Source organism: Nonomuraea sp. NPDC001699 (assembly GCF_053596455.1).
In genome coordinates this window covers 15682-32861 of sequence record NZ_JBSFGF010000038.1, presented here as the reverse complement: position 1 = coordinate 32861, position 17180 = coordinate 15682, and the positions used below count along the sequence as shown (strand labels likewise).

Annotated in this window: 14 protein-coding genes; 11 read left to right on the top strand and 3 right to left on the bottom strand. The window is 75.7% G+C overall.

Annotation, left to right across the window (positions count from 1 at the left end; genetic code table 11):
- Position 1: 1 nt before the first annotated feature.
- Positions 2-2698 (bottom strand): AAA family ATPase, encoded by a 2697-nt coding sequence (locus tag ACWCSU_RS49535; RefSeq protein WP_449943896.1) that lies wholly within the window; start codon positions 2696-2698, stop codon positions 2-4.
- An 84-nt stretch (positions 2699-2782) separates the two neighbouring features.
- Between ACWCSU_RS49535 and ACWCSU_RS49530 the strand changes: the two genes are divergently transcribed.
- From ACWCSU_RS49530 to ACWCSU_RS49500, 7 genes are all read left to right on the top strand, one after another.
- Positions 2783-3625, top strand: a complete 843-nt coding sequence (locus ACWCSU_RS49530) for a DUF6597 domain-containing transcriptional factor (protein WP_449943893.1) — start codon at positions 2783-2785, stop codon at positions 3623-3625.
- 74 nt (positions 3626-3699) lie between these two features.
- Positions 3700-4311: a dihydrofolate reductase family protein gene (locus ACWCSU_RS49525; protein WP_357708564.1), complete on the top strand. Its 612-nt coding sequence runs from the start codon at positions 3700-3702 to the stop codon at positions 4309-4311.
- Positions 4312-4453: 142 nt separating this feature from the next.
- Entirely contained in the window at positions 4454-6364 is a 1911-nt protein-coding gene (locus tag ACWCSU_RS49520; protein ID WP_449943890.1) for a sensor histidine kinase, read from the top strand.
- Positions 6361-7014, top strand: a complete 654-nt coding sequence (locus ACWCSU_RS49515) for a response regulator transcription factor (protein WP_357708560.1) — start codon at positions 6361-6363, stop codon at positions 7012-7014. The genes ACWCSU_RS49520 and ACWCSU_RS49515 overlap by 4 nt, the downstream gene beginning before the upstream one ends.
- A gap of 78 nt (positions 7015-7092) precedes the next feature.
- A complete protein-coding gene (locus ACWCSU_RS49510) occupies positions 7093-8352 on the top strand; it encodes an alpha/beta hydrolase (RefSeq protein ID WP_449943886.1) in 1260 nt (419 codons plus the stop codon).
- 109 nt (positions 8353-8461) lie between these two features.
- Positions 8462-9289: a class I SAM-dependent methyltransferase gene (locus tag ACWCSU_RS49505; protein ID WP_449943884.1), complete on the top strand. Its 828-nt coding sequence runs from the start codon at positions 8462-8464 to the stop codon at positions 9287-9289.
- A gap of 91 nt (positions 9290-9380) precedes the next feature.
- Positions 9381-10127: a class I SAM-dependent methyltransferase gene (locus tag ACWCSU_RS49500; RefSeq protein ID WP_357708554.1), complete on the top strand. Its 747-nt coding sequence runs from the start codon at positions 9381-9383 to the stop codon at positions 10125-10127.
- Positions 10128-10180: 53 nt separating this feature from the next.
- On the opposite strand, the gene ACWCSU_RS49495 is transcribed toward ACWCSU_RS49500, so the two are convergent.
- Positions 10181-11122, bottom strand: coding sequence for a quinone oxidoreductase family protein (locus ACWCSU_RS49495; protein ID WP_449943881.1), 942 nt, complete (start codon positions 11120-11122; stop codon positions 10181-10183).
- 95 nt (positions 11123-11217) lie between these two features.
- On the opposite strand from ACWCSU_RS49495, the gene ACWCSU_RS49490 reads away from it, so the two are divergent.
- From ACWCSU_RS49490 to ACWCSU_RS49475, 4 genes are all read left to right on the top strand, one after another.
- Positions 11218-12108, top strand: a complete 891-nt coding sequence (locus ACWCSU_RS49490) for a LysR family transcriptional regulator (RefSeq protein ID WP_449943878.1) — start codon at positions 11218-11220, stop codon at positions 12106-12108.
- A gap of 57 nt (positions 12109-12165) precedes the next feature.
- Positions 12166-12639, top strand: coding sequence for an ester cyclase (locus ACWCSU_RS49485; protein ID WP_449943875.1), 474 nt, complete (start codon positions 12166-12168; stop codon positions 12637-12639).
- A gap of 89 nt (positions 12640-12728) precedes the next feature.
- The gene (locus tag ACWCSU_RS49480) at positions 12729-14996 is read left to right on the top strand and encodes a catalase (RefSeq protein ID WP_449943873.1); all 2268 of its coding nucleotides are present in this window, start codon (positions 12729-12731) and stop codon (positions 14994-14996) included.
- An 83-nt stretch (positions 14997-15079) separates the two neighbouring features.
- A complete protein-coding gene (locus ACWCSU_RS49475) occupies positions 15080-15949 on the top strand; it encodes a GNAT family N-acetyltransferase (protein ID WP_449943870.1) in 870 nt (289 codons plus the stop codon).
- A 29-nt stretch (positions 15950-15978) separates the two neighbouring features.
- Here ACWCSU_RS49475 and ACWCSU_RS49470 read toward each other — a convergent pair whose 3' ends face one another.
- On the bottom strand, positions 15979-17091 hold the full coding sequence (locus tag ACWCSU_RS49470) for an ABC transporter substrate-binding protein (RefSeq protein ID WP_449943867.1): 1113 nt from the start codon (positions 17089-17091) through the stop codon (positions 15979-15981).
- Positions 17092-17180 lie beyond the last annotated feature (89 nt).

Here is a 17180-nt window from a genome sequence, read left to right as displayed (position 1 = left end):
CTCAGATCCTGCCGTCGCCGGTTACCGGCGCCTTCTGTAGAACTACCAGTCGCGCCAGATCAGTACGGGAGCCGATGCCCAGCTTCGGATAGATCTTGTACAGGTGGTACTCGACCGTACGCGGGCTCAGGAAGAGCTGGGCGGCGATCTGCTTGCTGGACAACCCGTCGGCGACCAGGCCCGCGATGCGCAACTCCTGCGGGGTCAGCGCGTCGAGCACGGCCACCGGCGGCGCCTGCCCGCTCTCGCCCGCCGCCCGCAGCTCCTCCTGCGCGCGCCGCGCCCACGGCCGCGCGCCCGCCCGCTCGAACGTCTCCCACGCCATCCGCAGATGCGCCCGCGCCTCGCCGGGACGCTGCCCCCGGCGCAGCCGCTCACCCAGCAGCAGAGCCGTCCTGGCCGCCTCGAAGGGGTTGGTGTGCAGGCGCAGCGCCTCCTCGAAGGCGTCCTCGCGGCCGTCGGCCAGACCCCGGCAGCGCGCCAGCAAGGCCCGCGACTCCGGCGTCGCCGCGTGCCGCGACCACCGCTCGTACGCCTCCAGCGCCGCCCGCGCGGCCGCCTCGTCACCCGCCCCGACGGCGGCCTCGACCCGGTCGGGGGTCGTCCGCCAGACCACGGCCGGATGCCCGGCGCCCGGTCCGGCCGCGGCGATGGCCGCGAACCGGTCGCGCGCCGCCGCGTGCCGGCCCAGGCACAGGTCGAGCAGCGCCGGCGCGTACGCCGCCACCCCCACCCGCAGCCCCACCCGATGCGGGACGGCGATGGCCAGCGCCTCGCGGGCCTGCCGCTCGCAGGCCTCCTCCTCGCCGCGCAGCGCCGCCACCACCGCCAGGTTGGCCAGGTGCGCGGCCACCGTGTTCTCGTAGCCGGCCTCGCGGGCCAGCTCCAGCCCCTCCTCCGAGAGAGCCTGGCTGCGCGCCAGCCGTCCGGCCAGGCGTTCGGCGGTCGCCACGAACTCCAGCACGACCGGCAACTGCCCCGCCATGCCCGACACCCTGGCCACCTGCCCGGCCCGGCCGGTCAGCTCGGCGGCCAGGTCCGTCTCGCCGAGCTGGCTGGCCGCGGCCGCCGCCCACAGGTGCGCGGCCGCGTCCTCCAGCTCGCCGGCCCGCGCCAGCGCCCGCCGCAGCAGGCCGGGGCCGGTGGCGTCGCCGTCGAGGGTGAGGCCGATCCCGGCCACCGCGTCCCGCAGGAAACCCTCGGGGTGCGCCGCCGCCCGCCGGCCGAGCTCGACGATCATCGGGGTGTCGCCGACGTACGCGGCCGCCTCGGAGGCGTCGGCCAGCATGTCCAGGCTCTCGCCCGCCGCCAGGATGCGTACGGCCTCGGCGGCGTTGCCCGAGTTCAGCTCGAACCGGCCGCGGAGCTGGGCGATCTCCATGGTGACGGCGGCGTTCCCGGCGGCCCGTTCGCGCGCCTCGGCCAGCAGCGACTGCGCCTGGCCAGGACGGCCGCCGAGCCAGGCCGCGACCGCGGCGTCCTTCAGGCGGACGGCACGGGTGTCCGACTCCGGGGTCAGCTCGGCGGCTCTGGCCAGGGCGGTGGCGGCGGCGCCGTACCCGCCGCGGTCGCGCGCCCGCCCGGCGGCGGCCACCAGCGCGGCCGCGACCTCCTCGTCCTGGCCCAGGGCGGCCCCGGCCAGGTGCCAGGCGCGGCGGTCGTCGGCGGTCAGCTCCGCCAGGACGGCGTGCACCCGGCGCACCTCGGCCGGGGCGGCCGCCTCGTGCACCGCGGACCGGATCAGCGGATGGCAGAAGCGCACACTCGTGCCCGACACCTCCGCCAGCTCCCCCTCCTCCAACTCGGCCAACGCCGCCCGCCCGGCCCCGGCCTTCCCGGGAACCGGCGCCGCCCGCTCGGCGAGCAGCCGGTCGGCGGCGCGCAGGACCACGTCGAGGTCGCCCTCGACGGCGGCGACCAGGGCGGTCAGCCGGGCGGGGGCCGACAACGCGGCCACCCGGTCGCCGAACAGCCGGGCGCCGCCGGGCAGCGGGTCGGGCAGCGGTTCGCGTCCGGCGAGCTGCGCGGGCGTCAGGCGGGCGGCGATCTCGCCCAGGGCCAGCGGGTTGGCGCCGGTCAGCGTGACTAGCTCGCGCCGCACCTGGACGGGCAGCACGCCATGGCGGGACTCCAGCAGCTCGTCCGCGGCGGCCTCGGCCAGCCCGCGCACCTCCACCGTCAGCGGCACGCCCTTGACCGGCGCGTCCCCGCGCACGGCGAGCAGCAGCGCGATGCGTTCGGTGGCCAGCCGCCTGGCGGCGAACAGCAGCGCGTCGGCCGAGGCCCGGTCGACCCACTGGAAGTCGTCCACCACGCAGACCAGCCCGTCCGGCGCGGCCGCCTCGACCAGCAGCGAGAGCACGCCGGCCGCCAGCAGGAACCGGTCACCGTCCCCTCCGGCGGCCAGCCCCAGGGCCGCGCGGACGGCCACCCGCTGCGGCTCGGGCAACGCGTCGAGCGAGCCGGTCACCGGCCACAGAAGCTGGTGCAGCGAGGCGAACGCCAGGTCGGACTCGGACTCCACACCGGTGATCCGCAACACCCGCATCGCGCCGCCGCGCGCGGCCGCCGCGTCGAGCAGGGCCGTCTTGCCCGCCCCCGCCTCCCCGCGCAACACCACCGCGCCGCCGGAGCCCTCGCCGGCCCGCGCGATCACCTCGTCAAGGGCGCTGATTTCCGCAGATCTGCCGTAAAGCACAACCCCTTACTGTAAACGCGCCGCTCAGGCCGCCGAGACAGGGCGAGGCACGCGGCCCGGAACCCCGTCCGCCACACTGGACCCATGCGATACGTCGGACGGGCGCCCGCGCCGCCGCTCGACCGGTTCATCGACGACATCTACTGCCTGACCGGAGTGCCGCGGCACCGCCGGATGAGCGTCCCGCCGATGCCGTCGGGACACCTGTTCATCAACCTGGGCGGCCCCACGCGCCTGTGGGACTCCGACCCTTCCGTGCCGCCGGCGGTGCTCGCCGACGGATGGTTCATGGGGATGTGGACCAGGCGGTTCCAATACGAGTACCCCGCGCGGGTGCGGCTCGTCGGGGTGCACTTCAAGCCCTGGGGGCTGTCGCCGTTCGTCGGGGTGCCGGCGTCCGAGCTACGCGACCGGTGGGTGCCGGTGGACGCCGTCTGGCAGCGGTTCGTGGACCGGATCCGCGAGCGGGCGGGCGACGTCGTCCCGGCGGCCGAGATCCTGCGGGTGGTGGAGGAGGAGCTGCGGTCGCGGTTCGCCGGGGCGGGGTCGCGCAACCTCGACCTCGTCCGGCACGCGGGCGACCGGCTGGAGACCTCGCACGGCGTCGTCCCGGTCGGCGCGCTGGCCGACGCCGCCGGGGTGAGCGGCAACCACCTGGCCGCGCAGTTCAGGTCCCATGTCGGCGTCACCCCGAAGCGGGTGGCGCGGATCTACCGATTCGCCCGGCTGATCCTGTCCGTGGACGCGCCGCGTCCGGTGGACTGGCCGGGGCTCGCCCACGCGGCGGGCTACTTCGACCAGGCCCACTTCGGCAGGGAGTTCAAGGACTTCACCGGACACACCCCGACGGAGTACCTGGCGCTGCGCCGCCGGTTCCCCGCCGAGCCGGGGTTCCCGCCGGACAACGGCCCGATGCCCGCCGATTGATTTTCTACAAGCCCGGCCGCCCCCGGGGGCGACAGGATCGGAGGCGAACGCGCGACGAGCACCGAGGAGACCCCGTGGGCACAGTGATCATGCACAACGTGATGTCGGTGGACGGCTTCATCGCCGACGACCACGACGCCGTCGGGCCCCTCCACGACTGGTACTGGAACGGCGACACCCCGATCACCCCGGACGACGACCAGGACTACGACCACTCCGGCACCGGCGGCCGCTTCCGGATGTCCAAGGCGTCGGCGGAGTACGTCGGGCCGATCTGGGCCTCGATCGGCGTGATCGTCATGGGCCGCACCCTGTTCGACCTGGTGAACGGCTGGGAAGGGCGGCCGCCCGCGGGTGACCACGTGGTCGTGGTGTCCCACCGGCCCAAGCCCGAGGGCTGGCACCCCGAGGCGTCGTACCACTTCGCCGGCGACGTGACGGCCGCGGTCGCCAAGGCCCAGGAGCTCGCCGGCGACCGGGTCGTCAGCGTGAACGCCGGCGACGTCGGCGGCCAGATCCTCGCGGCCGGCCTGGTGGACGAGGTGGCGATGGACGTGGTGCCGGTGGTGTTCGGGTCGGGCAAGCGCTACTTCGGCCGCCTCGACGGGCGGCACCTGCTGGCCGGCCCGCACGTCGTCGTCCAGGGCGAGGGCGTGCTGCACCTGCGGTACAAGGTGCGCCGCTGACCCTGGTCGATGATCCGCGCCAGGTCCCTGCGGAACGCCGACCCGTCCAGCGAGGGGGGCTAATCCTCCTGCCGGCCAGGATCTGCCCGATGTGGTCGAAGCGGAGGGGGCGCTGTCGATCCGCGGAAGCTAGCCTGACGCCGTGACCTCCGTTCTGCTGTGGTGCGTGCTCCTCGGCGTCGCCCTTCTGTACGGCGCCGCCGTCCGGAGCACGGCCGGGATCACGGTCGCGGTCGCGGCGGGCCTGGTGGCGGCGGCGACGGTCGTCGCGGCGGTCCGCGGATGGCCGCCGGAGGCGTCGGCGGGCGTGGCGTTGTCGGCGGGCGGGGTGGGCGCGGTCGTCTGGGCGCTCGGGCGGGCGCACCGGCGGCGCCGGACCCGGCGGGAGGCGCTGGCCGCGCACCGGGCGGCGCGGGCGCGGGCCGGCGAGGCGGTGGCGGACGCCGTACGCCTCAGGATGGCCGCCGAGCTGCACGACACCGCCGCGCACCGGCTCACCGGCATCGCGGTGGCGGCGGCGTCCGCGCTGCACGTGGCCGATCCGGCGCTGCGGGAGTCCGCCCTGCGCCACGCCGGGGAGGCCGCCGGCCTGGCCCGCGCGGAACTGGCCGGTTCGCGGGCCGCCGCCCCCGGCCTGGCGGCGATCGACACCCTGGTCGAGGACTGGGCCGTGCCCGGCGGAGTGCGCTACCGCAGGACGGCCGCCGCCGCGTCCCCCGAGATCGCGGCGGCCGCCTACCGGGTGGTGCGCGAGGCGCTCACCAACGCCGCCCGGTACGCGACCGGCGCCCGGCTGGAGATCGCCGTCCTGGCCGGACCCGGCCGCCTGACCGTCGAGGTGAGCGACACCGGAGGCGAGGGGAAGCACGGCGACCTCGGCACCGGCCACGGCCTGTCAGGGCTGGCCACCACCGTGGCGGCCTGCGGCGGCACGCTCACCGCCGGCCCGGACACCGGCGGCTGGACGGTCCGAGCGGCCTTCCCGGCCCCCACCGGACCGGCCCCCACCGGACCGGCCCCGCTCCGCGGGGCGTGGTGGCGCGGGCGGCGGGCGTGGGACGCGGCGCTGGCCGGGCTGGCCGTCGCGTTGACGATGGGGGCGAGCCTGCTGCCGGGAGGCACTCCGGCGCCGCGGGACTTCCTCGTGCTCGGCCCGCTCTTCGTCCTGCACGCCCTGCCCCTGTGGTGGCGGGTGCGGCGGCCCGGGTGGAGCCTGGCCGCGATGTTGTCGATCTATCCGGTGGCGATGGCGGGCTGGACCCCGACCCCCGCGGGCGACCTGTTCCTCTGGGCGTGGTGGGTGGAACTGGCCCAGCTCTACGCCTTCGGCGCCCACCACCCCAGGCGCAAGGGCGTGCTCGCGATCGTCGCCGTCGGTCTGGTGGGCGGCCTCGCGCTGGCGCTGGGCCCGGGCATCTCCGGGAACCGGACGGCCGTGTGGGCGGTGCTCGCGGCGGCCGTGGCGCTGCTGTCGGCCCCGGCGTGGGCGGCCGGCGTCCTGGTCGGCGGGGCGAGGGCGCGGCGGCGGGCGGCGGAGACGGCCGAGCGCGACCTGCTCCGAGGCCGGCTGGCGGACGTGGCCCGCGGCGAACGCGAGCGGATCGCCGAGGGCCTGCGCGGCACGGCGGTCCGGCACGCGGACGCCGTCGTCGCGGCGGCCGGGAAGGGCGACCTCCAGGCGGTCCTCGACGCCGCCCGCGCCGGGATCGACACCCTCCGGCGGCTGCTGGACGAGCTGCGCCGCCCCGCCGGGGCCGACGGCCCGCCGCCGACGCTCGCCGGGCTGGAGGTGCTGGCCGCGCGGCGGCAGGCGGGCGTGCGCCACGTCGGCGACTTCGGCGGGCTGGCCCCCGAGCTGGAGGTTGGCGTCTTCAGGGCCGTCGAGGAACTGGCCGGGGAGCGGATCACCGTGTCCTACCTCCCCGAGGGCGTCCTGGTCGAGGGGACGGCGGCCCGCCGCGCCCGGCGGCGGCTGCACGCCCTGGCCGACGGGTACGGCGGCGCGCTGGCCACCGGCGGCCGCGACGACGTGCGGGTATGGTTGCCCAGATGATCAGGGTGATCGTCGTGGACGACCAGGCGGTGGTCCGGGCCGGGATCGCCGCCGTGCTGGCCGCCGAACCCGACCTCGACGTGGTCGGGCAGGCCGCCGACGGGGAGTCCGCCGTGGCGCTCGCCGCCGAGCTGCGGCCGGACGTGGTGCTCATGGACGTCCGGATGCCCGGCCTCGACGGGCTCGCCGCCACCGCCCGCATCACCGCCGGCACCCCCGGCGCCAGGATCGTCGTGCTGACGACGTTCGGGCTGGAGGAGTACGTGTTCGGGGCGCTGCGCGCGGGCGCGTCCGGGTTCCTGCTCAAGGACGCCGAGCCCGCCCGGGTCGTCGACGCGGTGCGGGTGATCGCGCGCGGCGACGCGCTGCTCGACCCGGTGATCACCCGGCGGCTGCTCGAACGTTTCGCCGCGGCGGCCGACCCCGGCCCGCCCGCGCGGGCCGACGGGCTCACCTCCCGCGAGCGCGAGGTGCTGGGGCACGTCGCGCGCGGGCTGTCCAACGCCGAGATCGCCGCCGTCCTGGCGCTCAGCCCGGCCACGGTCAAGGATCACGTGGCGGCGATCCTGGCCAAGCTCGGGGTGCGCGACCGGCTGCACGCGACCATCCACGCCTACGAGTCGGGCCTGATCCGTCCCGGGGCCGGCTGACCCCCGCCGCCGGGCGGGGGTCAGGTTCGATCGCGGGCAGGAGGAGAGGCGGCGCCCGCCTTCCTAACGTTGTGCCGTATGAAACGTGTGTCAGGCGCGATCCTGCTGGTGGGCGCCGAGATCGCCGCGGTCGCCGCCGGGGCTCTGGCCTTCCTGCTCGTGGCGGCCGTGACGGCCGCCGTGCCGCTGTTCGCGGGGGCGGGGGTGCTCGCCGTCGCCGCCGTCAGCGGGCTGCTCGGACGTCCCGCGCTGCGGATGCTCGGGCTGCCCCGGCTGGTCCTTCCCTACGTGGTGGTCAACACCGTGGCCCTCGCCGCCCTCGCCGGGCTGGCGGCCTTCCGTCCCTTTCCCGTCCCGCCGCCCGCCGCGACGCCTCCCGGGGTCGCGTTCTGGCAGCTCCCGACGGGCTCCCGCCTCGCCTACGTCAAGCTCGCCGGGTCCGGTACGGCGGGCCGCCCACCCGTGATCTTCCTGCACGGCGGGCCGGGAACGCCCGGCGAGGGGCTGCCGGAGGGCAGCGAGGACCTGGCCGCCGCCGGGTTCGACGTCTACGCCTACGACCAGCTCGGCGCGGGCCGCTCGACCCGGCTGGCCGACCCGGCCGGTTACACGGTCGCCCGGCACGTCGCCGACCTGGAGGCCGTCCGCCAGGCGCTCGGCGTCCCGAAACTCATCCTGGTCGGCAGGTCGTGGGGCGGTACCCTGTCGGCCGCCTACCTCGCCGCCCACCCCGACCGGGTCGCCAAGGCCGTGCTCACCTCGCCGGGCGCCATCTGGGAGCCCGCCTTCCCCGGCGGCGTCGGCAGCCCGTGGGACGGCCTGCCCGCCCCCCTCCAGGCCAGGGCCGACGCGCTGACGAGCTCCCCGCGGATGCTGGTCCAGTCGCTGCTCCTGGGGGTGAACCCGGCCGCGGCGCGGGCGCTGGTCCCCGACGCCGAGGCCGACGCCCGGATGCGCGCGCTGCTGCTCGTGGCCAAGGACGCCACCGGCTGCGCGGGCGCCGAACCCGCCCCCGTGCACGGGAACCCGCCCGGCTTCTACAGCAACCAGGTCACCGCCGAGGACGCCGCCGCCCTCCCCGACCCGCGGCCCCGGTTGCGCCGGGTACGGGTGCCGGTGCTCATCATGCGCGGGCAGTGCGACTACCTGAAGTGGGAGGTCACCTACGACTACCGGCGCACCCTGCCGGACTCGACCCTGGTGTACGTCCCCGGCGCCGGCCACTCGATCGCCAACGGCCGTCCCGACCTCTACGGCGGCCTGATCGGCGCCTTCCTCCTCGACCGCCCGCTGCCCGTCCCGGCCTACACCGGCACCACCGACCCCGCGGGGTCCTAGATCTGTCCTGGATCCGCCGCCGCGCACGCGCTCGCGGAGACGGCGGCGATCTTAGGATGCGGGTGACCCACGGCCCGGTCCGGCCGGGCGGGGCGGGAGGAGAGATCGCGTGCAGCAGGACGAACGGCTACGTCACAGCTCGTCATTCGGAGCCGCGGCGGCCGCGTACGCCGAGCACCGCCCCGACTACGCGCACGCCGCGGCGGCCTGGGCGCTGGAGGGCGCGCCGGGGCGGCGGGTGCTCGACCTCGGCGCCGGCACCGGCAAGCTGACGGCGACACTGACCGGGATGCTGACCGGGCCCCTGACCGGGCCCCTGACCGGGACACCGGCCGGGACGGGCGTCGAGGTCGTCGCGGTCGAGCCCGACCCGGAGATGCTGGCCGAGCTGCGCCGCGCGCTGCCGGACGTCCGCGCCCTGCCGGGCAGCGCCGAGGCGATACCGCTGCCGGACGCCTCCGTCGACGTGGTGCTGGCCGGCAACGCGATGCACTGGTTCGACATGGCCGTCGCGGGCCCCGAGATCGCCCGGGTCCTCGCGCCGGGCGGCGTCCTGGCCGGCCTGTGGAACGTCCTCGACGACGGGATCGACTGGGTCGCCGGGCTCGCCCGGGTCAGCGGGGACGAGGCCGTCGGCCCGCGGGACACGCCCGCCCGCTGGCGCGCCGAGACGGCCGGGATGCATTTGCCCAGGACGGGGGCGCCCGCCCGGTTCGGGTCGCCGGAGCAGGCGGAGTTCCCGCACGGGCAGCGCCGCACCGCCGACTCCCTCGTCGAGACGCTCGCCACCAGGGCGGGGATGCTGGTCATGCCCGAACAGGAACGAACGGCGCGCCTCGCTCGCATCCGCGCCTACCTCGCGAGCCGTCCCGAGACCGCCGAGGGCGAGTTCACCCTTCCCATGCTGACCGCCGTGCTGCGCGTCCGGCGGTTGTGACCGTCACGGCCACGAAGGGGCCTTCACACGCCGCTCGATCCGGGCAACAGTGATCACAAGGCCGGGGACGACGGCCAGAAGGGAAGTGCCGATGTCCGGCGCGCCGCTGTACGACACCATCGGAACCGCCTACACCGCGACGCGGCGCACCGATCCGCGCATCGCCGAACGGATCTGGGCCGCGCTCGGCGACGCCCGGACCGTGCTGAACGTCGGCGCGGGCACCGGCTCCTACGAGCCGCCCGGCCGGTACGTCCTCGCGGTGGAGCCGTCGGCGCTCATGCGTTCGCAGCGCCCTCCCGGGGCGGCGCCGTGCCTGGCGGGGGCCGCCGAGCGCCTGCCGTTCGACGACCTGGCCTTCGACGCGGCGATGGCCGTCTCGTCCGTCCACCACTGGCCGGACGTGATCGCGGGGCTGCGCGAGATGCGGCGGGTCGCCCGCCGCGTGGTGGTGTTCACGCACGACACCAGTGCCGCCGGCTGGCGCGACCGGTTCTGGCTCTCGCGCGACTACCTGCCCGAGGTCATGGACCTCGTGGCCGGCCGGCCGCTGGTGACCGAGCTGGCCGACGCCGTCGGAGCCCGCCTGGAACCGGTGCCCATACCGTGGGACTGCGCCGACGGCTTCTTCGAGGCCTTCTGGCGGCGGCCGGAGGCGTACCTGGAGGAGAACGTCCGGCGCGGGATGTCGGTCTGGTCCAGGCTCGGCGCGGACACCGAGCGGCGCGTGGTGCGCGACCTGGGTGACGACCTCGCCTCCGGCCGGTGGGCCGAACGCAACCGGGACCTGGCCGGCCTCGACGAGGCCGAGCTCGGCCTGCGCCTGCTGATCGCCTAGGTGAAACCGACCTGCCCGGCCCCGGCCCCGGCCCCCGCCGGGGCCGGGCCGTCTCAGCGGTTGCGCAGGATGACCTTCCCGACGGTACGGCGGGCCGCGAGGTCCGCCAGGGCCTGGCCGGCCTGCGCGAGGTCGTACTCGCCGCCGGTCATGGGACGCAGGCGTCCGGCGGCGGTGAGCTCGATCAGGTCGGTCAAGGGCGCGGCGGCGGTGCTGCCGGGCAGGCGCAGGTGCGCGCCCAGCCAGTAGCCGCCCACCGCGATGTTGCGCTCGCCGAGCAGCCCCGGGTCGATCGGCCGGGGATCGAGGCCGCCCGAGGCCCCGTACGTGATCAGGCGTCCGAAGGGGGCCAGGGCGTGCAGCGCCGCCTCCAGCAGCGGCTCGCCCACCGCGTCGAGCACCACGTCCACCGGGGCGCCGCGGTTGGCCTCGACCAGGCGGCCGGTGTAGCCGTCCGGGGCGCTGTCGACGACGGCGTCCGCGCCGAGGCTCAGCACCAGCTCCCGCTTGTCCGCCGTGGACGCCGCGCCGATCACCCGCCCGGCCCCGGCCTCCTTCGCCAGCTGCACCGCCAGGTGACCCACCCCGCCCGCGGCGGCGTTGACCACCACGCTCTCCCCGGGCGCGACCCGCGCCGCCGTACGGACGAGATGCCACGCGGTCAGGCCCTGCACCAGCAGCGCCAGCGCGGCGCCGGCGGGCAGCTCCTCGGGGATCTCCACCGCCTCCGTCACCAGCGCCTTCGTGGCGTAGGCCCGCTCGGCGAAGGCGAGCACCCGGCGGCCCTCCGCCGTCCGGCCCACCACCTCGCCGCCCGGCACGAACGGCAGCTCCGGCGGCAGGTACGACCCGCGCAGCCGCTCGATGTCGGCGAAGTTGAGCCCGGCGGCCTCGACCTCCACCAGGGTCTGGCCGGGGCCCGGCACCGGATCGGGCACCTCGGCCAGGGTCAGCACGTCGGGTCCGCCAAGTCGTTCCGCACGCATCACTCTCATGCCCCAGACGCTAGGGGGATCGCGAAAGCCCAGCCAGGAGGTGCCGTTTCTGGTTGACGCGGAATGCATGAAGACCCTTCATACGTTGCCGTGCCGTGGACGATCTCACCGCGGCGGAGCTCCGCGTCCTGGTCGCCGTCGACGGCGAAGGCAGTGTGTCGGCGGCCGGCGTACGGCTGGGGCTGACCCAGTCGGCGGTCTCGCACGCCCTGCGCGCCGCCGAACGGAAGATGGGAGCCGTCCTGTTCCAGCGGGGACGGGCCGGCGCCCGGGCCACCGCGGCGGGGGAGGCCGCGGTCGGGCACGCGCGGCACATCCTGCGGCTCATGGAGGTCATGCGGGCCGACACGCGCACCGCCGGCCTCGGCGAGGCCACCGGGACGATCCGGCTGGCCGCCTTCCGCAGCGCCGCCTTCCACCTGCTGCCGCGCGTGCTGGTCCGCTTCGGGCAACGGCACCCCAAGGTCACCGTCGACGTGCGCATCGTGCCGGACCTGGGCCGGGGCATCGCGGGCGAGGTTGCCGACGGCCGGGCCGACGTGGGCGTCGTCTCCCTGCCGGTGTACGTGGACGGCCTGGTCTGCGAGGAGCTGTACGAGGAGCCGTACGTGCTGGCCCACCCGCTGGGGCATCCGGACCCGCGGTCGCTTCCCATGATCGACTGGCACGAGAACTGCTCCGGCGAGACCCGGCGCTGGCTGGCCGCGCAGGAGTGGATCCCGCCCGGCGACATCACGGTCGAGGACGACGGGGTCGTCATGTCGATGGTCGGCCACGGGCTCGGCGCCGCGATCGTGCCCCGGCTGTCCACGGTGGACGCCCCGGCCAGGGTCGCCATGGCCGAACTCGGCGAGGGCGCCCCGAGCCGCCGGGTGGGCTACGTGACCACCCGCGAGCTGACCGGCTCCGCGCTCATCCGCGACCTTCTCAGCGAACTGGGCGCCCTCCGGCCGCCCGCGGCCGTGCGAGCGGCCACCCATCCATGAGCCGCCGCTGACGACCGTTTGGCCGTGCGCTGGCTCGCCATGGGTACGGTCCCTGTCATGGAAGAGGTGCCGCCGGCGACGAATGACATCGTGGACCGGCTGCTCGGCGCCGCCAACGTCCACGACGTCGAGGCGGTGCTGCGGTGTTACGCGCCGGACGCGGTCGTGGTGAGCCCCGAGATGGAGGCGGGCAATCCCGAGGAGATCGCCTCCTACTTCACCCAGATCTGGGACGGCTTCCCCGACCTGCGCTTCACCCTGTGGGACACCGTCGCCATGGGGGACACGATCGCCACCGAGCTGACGGCCACCGGGACGCACACCGGCCCGTACCTGACGGTCGGGGGAGAGGTGCTCGCCGCCACCGGCCGCCAGATCACCGTACGGGCCTGCTGGTTCTGGGACCTGCGCGACGGGCTCGTCTCCAGCCAGCGCCTCTACTACGACCAGCTGGAGATCTACGCACAGGTCGGCCTGCGCCTGCCGCTGCCCTTCGAGGGCCCCGGGAACGGCAGTCCTGAATCGTCCTGAAGTGCGGTTATTCGCGTGATACGTCCGAGCATGGGTAGGGAGGCGCCACACCAGGTCAATTTGTCGTGGCCCTTTCTAAGGAATCAAGCATGAACGACTCGCACCCTTTCAGGTCCGCCGTGGACAAGGTCGTCGACGCCGTCACCGACCGTGACGTCCCGAAGCCGGCCGAGATCCCGGGGGTGCCCGGCAGCGTGCCGCCCACGCTTGAGGAGCCGACCGAACCACGTGGCCCGCTGCCGCCCAAGCCCGACCAGCGCGGGCCCGACACCGTCTCGCCCACCGGGCAGCCCACCGGCGCGTCGCCGGACCAGGTGGCGCAGGGCGGCGAGTACCTGACCACCGCCCAGGGGGTGCGGCTGCGCGACACCGACCACTCGCTGAAGGCGGGGCCGCGCGGCCCGGTGCTGCTGCAGGACCACCACCTGCGCGAGAAGGTCATGCACTTCGACCACGAGCGCATCCCCGAGCGGGTGGTGCACGCCCGCGGCGCCGCCGCCCACGGTGTCTTCCAGGCGTACGGCACCGCCTCGAACATCACCAAGGCGGCCTTCCTCGCCGAGGACGCCAGGACCGACGTCTTCGTACGCTTCTCCACCGTGCTCGGCTCGCGCGGCTCGGCCGACACCGTACGCGACACCCGCGGCTTCGCCACCAAGTTCTACACCGCCGAGGGCGTGTTCGACCTGGTCGGCAACAACATCCCGGTCTTCTTCATCCAGGACGGCATCAAGTTCCCCGACGTCATCCACGCCGGCAAGCCGCACCCGGACCGGGAGATCCCGCAGGCGCAGAGCGCGCACGACACGTTCTGGGACTTCGTCTCCCTGCACACCGAGGCCACCTTCCACACGATGTGGAACATGTCCGACCGGGGCATCCCGCGCTCGTTCCGGATGATGGAAGGCTTCGGCGTGCACACCTTCCGCCTGGTCAACGCGGCGGGGGAGACGACGCTGGCCAAGTTCCACTGGAAGCCCAAGCTCGGCGTGCACTCCCTGACCTGGGAGGAGGCCCAGATCGCGGGCGGCGTCGATCCCGACTTCCACCGGCGCGACCTCGCCGACGCGATCGAGGCCGGCGCGCACCCGCAGTGGGAGCTGGGCATCCAGGTCTTCCCGGACACGCCGGAGCAGATGTTCGAGGGCATCGACCTGCTGGACCCGACCAAGATCGTGCCCGAGGAGCTGGCCCCCGTCCACCCGGTCGGCCTGATGACGCTCAACGCCAACCCGTCGAACTTCTTCGCCGAGACCGAGCAGGTCGCCTTCCACGTCGGGCACCTCGTGCCGGGCGTCGACATCACCGACGACCCGCTGCTGGCGGCGCGGCTGTTCTCCTACCTCGACACGCAGATCACCCGGCTGGGCGGGCCCAACTTCGCGCAGATCCCCATCAACCGGCCGCACGCGCCGGTCAACGACATGCTGCGCGACGGGTTCCACCAGACGGCGGTCCACCGGGGGGTGGCGCCGTACCGGCCCAACTCCCTGGACGGCGGCTGCCCGTTCCAGGCCGGGGCCGGGCAGGGCGCCTTCGTCGAGGTGCCGCTGGAGGTGGCCGGACGCAAGGTGCGCGAGGCGCCCGCGACGTTCTCCGACCACTACAGCCAGCCGCGGCTGTTCTGGCTGAGCCTGTCGCCGATCGAGCGCGAGCACCTCATCAGCGCCTACACCTTCGAGCTGGGCAAGTGTTACGAGCAGGCGGTCAAGGAGCGCCAGCTGCGGGTGCTGGCCAACATCGACCCGGTCCTGTGCCGGCAGGTCGCCGACGGCCTCGGACTGCCCGCGCCCGAGCCCACCGTGGCGCTCGCCGACCCGCCGCCGAGCCCGGCGCTGTCGCAGGTCGGCCGCCAGTGGCCGCTGGACGGCCGGGTCATCGGCATCGTGGCGGACGAGACCAGCGACCTGGGCGTGGTGGACGCCGTCCGCCAGGCCGTGCTCGACGGCGGCATGACCCCGCTCGTCATCGCGCCCAAGGGCGGCATGCTGGGCGGCACGCTGGCCGTCCAGCGCACCTTCGCCACGGCCCGTTCCGTCGAGTTCGACGCGGTGCTGCTGGCCGGGGCGCCGGCGCCGGGCGACGACGCGTACGGAGCCCGCGACGCCAAGGCCGGCGACGGCGGGACCCCGGTGGACCCGCGCGTGCTGCTCCTGGTCGGCGAGGCGTACCGGCACGCCAAGGCGCTGGGCGGCTGGGGCACGGCCGAGCAGGCGCTGCAGGCGGCGGGCGTCCACGCGCAGGCGCCGGGCGTCGTCACCGGGCAGGACGGCGAGGGGGTGCTGCGCGACGTGCTGGCCCTGCTCGCCCTGCACCGGGTCTGGGACCGCTTCCGCATCCACCCCGACGTCGCCTGACGCGTCACCGCCGCTCGCGCCCCGCCGCCCGGGCGGCGGAAATTCGGATGCGGCGGACCGGCGGGGTGGTGTGTGATCGGGGGATGACGATCGAGATGGGCCGGCCCGGGATCGACGGCCTCGGTGACGTGGCGCGGACGCTGGGGGAGTGGCAGCACGACGCGGAGCCCATGCAGCTGCATCCGGGCGACCTGGGGTGGTTCTGGCGGTTCGGCGCGGACCGGACGGCGGCGGCCACCCGCACCTGGAGCCGCGCAGGGAAGGTCGTGGCGGTCGGGCTGCTGGACGGCGCGGACCTGCTGCGGCTGGCGTTCGCCCCGCACGCGTCACGGGACGAGGAGCTGGCCCGGCGGATGGCCGGGGACGTGTCGGCGCCCGATCGCGGCGTGCTGCCCGAGGGCCGGGTGTACATCGAGGCCCCGGAGGGCGCGCTGGTCCAGGACCTGTTGCTCAAGGACGGCTGGGCGATCGGCGAGCCGTGGACGCTGCTCCGGCGCGACCTCGGCGCCCCCGTGCCGGATCCGGGCGTCCATGTCGAGGCGGCCGGGCCGGAGCAGGCGCACGAGTGGGCCGAGGTGCTGCGGGCGTCGTTCGACGGCTCGACCTTCACCGAGGAGCGCTGGCACGCGATGGCGGCGGGTGCGCCGTACGCGGGCGCGCGATGCCTGCTCGTCCGCGACGAGCGGGGCACGGCGGTGGCGGCCGTGGCGGTGTGGCAGGCGGGCGAGGGCAGGCCGGGGCTGATCGAGCCGATGGGCGTGCACCGGGCGCACCGCGGGCACGGATACGGCCGGGCCGTCACGGTCGCCGCGGCCCGCGCGCTCCAGGAGTCGGGGGCCTCCAGCGTGATCGTGGGCTGCCCGAGCTCCAACACCGGCGGCGTCGCCACCTACCGGTCGGCCGGTTTCGAGCGGCTGTCGGAGAGACGGGACGTGTTCCGCGACGCCTCCTGAGCTCTCGGGCGAACGCCGGACCCGCGGATTCAGCCGGTGTGCAGGGTACGGAAGCGGCCGGGGTCGGCCGGGTCCCGGTCGGCGACCTGGATCGGCGGCCAGGCCCACTGCCGGACGCCGATGCCCGGCACACGGGAGAACCGGATCGGCCCCCGCGTGCCCTCGACGGCGACGTCCGGCCACGCCCCGGCGACGCGCGCCCGCTCCACGCCGTGGGACCGCAGCACCTCGGCCAGGACGGCGACCGTGTCGTAGCCCTCGAAGGCCACGAAGGACGGCTCCCCGGCCAGCCGCTCGCGAAGCGCCGTCCCGACCCGCACGCCGAGGGGGCCCAGACGCTCGGGCAGGTAGCGCAGGAACGGGATCCCGGCGCCGTCGCCGCCCAGCGAGCCGGCCCACCCGGCGAACTCCGGTTGCCCGGCCGGCGCGCCGATCAGCATCCCGGCCAGCCGCCGGTCGCGGCGGACGGCCCTGACGATCGGCACCGCCGGCTCGGGCTGTCCGACCAGGAGAAGCAGGGCCGTCGCGCCGCTGCCGGCGAGTTCGTCGCAGAGGGCCGCGGGGGTGAGCGCGGTCATGTCGAGCTCGACGACCGTGCCGCCGCGGGCGGCGAGGCGGTCGCGCAGGATGCCGGTCCCCGACGCCCAGTAGACGCTCGGCTGGGTCGCCACCGCGACGCGGCCGTGGCCCGCGCCGAGGAGGAAGTCCGCGTAGATCCGCCAGCCGCGCGACTGCGCGGGGGCCAGGCGCGCGACCCACTCCGTCGGCTGGTCGGTGAGCGCGTCGAGAACCGCCGACGAGCAGAGGAACGGCAGGCCGAGCGCGTCGGCCCGGGTGGCGGCGGCGCGGGCGACCACGCTGTGGTACTCGCCGGCCAGCGCGGCCACGCCCAGGCCGGCCAGTTCCTCCACGGCCGCCGCGGCCCTGTGCGGGTCGGCCGCGGTGTCCCGGACCACCAGCTCCAGCGGCCGTCCGCCGATCCCGCCGGCCTCGTTGACCTCGTGGACGGCCAGCTCCAGCCCGGCGAGCAGGTGACGGCCCGCCTCGACCCAGCCGGGCGGGGTGAGCGGGACGAGCGCGCCGATCCGGACGGGTGATCCGTCGGCCCGCCCGGCCCCCGGCTGCGATGGTGGCGTGTCCATGTGCGTGACGTCTCCCGTCTGATGATCCGGTGGCCAGTATGCCGGGGGCGCGGCGTCGCGAGGGCCCCGGGGGGCAGTACGACGATCTT

Coding starts and splice junctions, on each gene's coding strand:
- ACWCSU_RS49530 (WP_449943893.1), top strand. CDS start 2,783: ATGCGATACGTCGGACGGGCGCCCGCGCCGCCGCTCGACCGGTTCATC.
- ACWCSU_RS49495 (WP_449943881.1), bottom strand. CDS start 11,122: ATGAGAGTGATGCGTGCGGAACGACTTGGCGGACCCGACGTGCTGACC.
- ACWCSU_RS49500 (WP_357708554.1), top strand. CDS start 9,381: ATGTCCGGCGCGCCGCTGTACGACACCATCGGAACCGCCTACACCGCG.
- ACWCSU_RS49480 (WP_449943873.1), top strand. CDS start 12,729: ATGAACGACTCGCACCCTTTCAGGTCCGCCGTGGACAAGGTCGTCGAC.
- ACWCSU_RS49475 (WP_449943870.1), top strand. CDS start 15,080: ATGACGATCGAGATGGGCCGGCCCGGGATCGACGGCCTCGGTGACGTG.
- ACWCSU_RS49515 (WP_357708560.1), top strand. CDS start 6,361: ATGATCAGGGTGATCGTCGTGGACGACCAGGCGGTGGTCCGGGCCGGG.
- ACWCSU_RS49485 (WP_449943875.1), top strand. CDS start 12,166: ATGGAAGAGGTGCCGCCGGCGACGAATGACATCGTGGACCGGCTGCTC.
- ACWCSU_RS49510 (WP_449943886.1), top strand. CDS start 7,093: ATGAAACGTGTGTCAGGCGCGATCCTGCTGGTGGGCGCCGAGATCGCC.
- ACWCSU_RS49470 (WP_449943867.1), bottom strand. CDS start 17,091: ATGGACACGCCACCATCGCAGCCGGGGGCCGGGCGGGCCGACGGATCA.